At 69.4% G+C, this 2071-nt stretch carries 3 protein-coding genes and 1 pseudogene; all 4 read right to left on the reverse strand.

The genetic code is table 11. The annotated features are described in order from the left end of the window. A pseudogene (locus tag ACFW2E_RS45770) lies at positions 1–306 on the reverse strand (metal-dependent phosphohydrolase); the annotation flags it as partial. Between the two features lie 150 nt (positions 307–456). After that, on the reverse strand, positions 457–777 hold the full coding sequence (gene rsrA, locus ACFW2E_RS45775; RefSeq protein ID WP_384477806.1) for a mycothiol system anti-sigma-R factor: 321 nt from the start codon (positions 775–777) through the stop codon (positions 457–459). Continuing rightward, the gene (gene sigR, locus ACFW2E_RS45780) at positions 774–1457 is read right to left on the reverse strand and encodes an RNA polymerase sigma factor SigR (protein ID WP_384477809.1); all 684 of its coding nucleotides are present in this window, start codon (positions 1455–1457) and stop codon (positions 774–776) included. Before sigR ends, rsrA begins: the two co-directional genes overlap by 4 nt. 306 nt (positions 1458–1763) lie before the next feature. Beyond that, the coding region (locus ACFW2E_RS45785; RefSeq protein ID WP_384477813.1) for an alpha/beta family hydrolase at positions 1764–2071 on the reverse strand (308 nt) is incomplete at its 5' end.

Below are 2071 nucleotides of genomic sequence, written 5' to 3' on the forward strand. Positions count from 1 at the left end.
GGTGCCGCCAGACCACCACCCCGGCTGGGGGGTGCAGCGCTCAGCGGCGTGGGGCGTCGCCGCGCCGTGCAGCGCCACGAGCACGGCGGCGGGCGGGGGCAGCAGAAACGCCCCGGCCAGCAGAACGGGATAGAAGGTGCCCCCGAAGCGGCCCCGGACCAGGTGTTCGCAGGCCGCGTACAGCGCGGTGAGCAGCGCGACCGCCCACCAGGGGGCGTGGGTCCGGGGCAGCGGCAGCAGACAGAGCAGTGCGAGAACGGCGGCACAGACCACGTACCTGCGTGCCTGTGCCGGAACCGTCTCCACGACGCCTCTCCCCCCGACCATGCCTGTCCAGGCTCCGGAGCCTAGGGCGGCGGTCGGGGGGTCTGTGGGCCTATGACCCGCGGATTAGCACATTCGGGTGATGACTCCCGAGTCAGGAAGCGGTGTCCGAAGCGGCGTCGCGGACCGGTGTCAGGACTGTCGGGACTCCTGCGACGTGACCGGCGCGGCCGTCACGTCGTGCTCGGGCACCGCCTGCCCGGAGCGGATCAGGTCCAGCCGCCCCAGGACCTTCGCGCGCAGGTCGGTCGGCACGTCGTCATGCCCGCAGCACCGCTTGACCAGCTTCTTCACGGCCTCTTCCAGGCCGTACTTCTCGAGGCACGGCGAGCACTCCTGGAAGTGCTGCTTGAACTTGTCGCGATCGACGTCCGGCATCTCACTGTCGAGGAACTCGTAGAGATGATCGAGGACCTCACTGCAGTCCGTCTCGTGCGGCTCTCCGCAGCTCATGAGCCCGAGCCTTTCGCTTCGTCCGACTCTCCGGCGCCCGCCGGGACCAGTCCGCGCTCGCGGGCGTAGTCCTCCAGCATGCCGCGCAGTTGACGGCGGCCCCGGTGCAGCCGGGACATCACCGTACCGATGGGTGTCCCCATGATGTCCGCGATCTCCTTGTAGGCAAAGCCCTCTACATCCGCGAGGTAGACGGCGATGCGGAATTCCTCGGGGATCGCCTGCAGCGCTTCCTTGACGTCCGAGTCGGGCAGGTGGTCGAGCGCCTGCGACTCGGCGGAGCGCAGACCGGTCGACATGTGCGACTCGGCACGGGCGAGCTGCCAGTCCTCGATCTCCTCGGCGGCGCTGCGCTGGGGCTCGCGCTGCTTCTTGCGGTACGAGTTGATGAACGTGTTCGTGAGGATCCGGTACAGCCAGGCCTTGAGGTTGGTGCCCTCGCGGAACTGGTGGAAGGACGCGTACGCCTTGGCGTAGGTCTCCTGCACCAGGTCCTCGGCGTCGGCCGGATTGCGCGTCATGCGCAGCGCGGCCGAGTACATCTGGTCGAGGAATTCGAGCGCGTCCCGCTCGAAGCGCGCACTGCGCTCCGCGGTCGACTCCGCGCTGTTGCCCTGGCCCTCGGGCAGCTCCGCCTGACCGTTGTCGGTCCCTGCGTCGGTCCCAGTGACCGGACCCACCTCCTCAAGATTCCGGGCGGGGCCGAAACCGGTCCCACTCGATTCGGAGGATAGAACACGACCCGCGCCTGCCGCCGCTCGAATAGGAGCGGTCTTGGCCACGTGCAGCACCGTCCAGTCCAGGTCAGCGCTGCGCTCACGGCTCGAATCAGACTCTGCCGGGCGCAGCCCGTCCACGGGGTGGTGGGCGGCGGGAGGGCAGATGGTCGAACCCATGCGGCGGACTTCCTCTCCTACGACGTCGGTGCTGGTGGTTCAGCACTTCTGTCCCCCACAACAGTGGTGCGGGCCGCGGCATTCCCTCCGTCACCCGAGTGACGCGACCCACTGGAGGACACCGTCGGTGATGATCTCCAGCGCCTGCTCCTGGGTGATCTCGGCGCGCTTGGGGACCGCGAGGCCGTGGTCGGCGTACGGCACCTCGACCAGGTCGTACGCCCCCTCGGGGAACTCCTCCGGCTTCCCGAACGGATCGTTGCCGCCCTGGACGACGAGGGTGGGCACCCCGGCACCCAGCAGCTCCTCCGCGCGGGACTTCTCGGGCTTGCCCGGGGGATGCAGCGGGAAGCTGAGGGCGAGTACGGCGTGCGCGCCGAGCTCGGTCGCCGTACGGC

Origin of the sequence: Streptomyces sp. NPDC058964 (genome assembly GCF_042741275.1) — a bacterium.
In the GTDB taxonomy this organism is placed as follows: domain Bacteria; phylum Actinomycetota; class Actinomycetes; order Streptomycetales; family Streptomycetaceae; genus Streptomyces.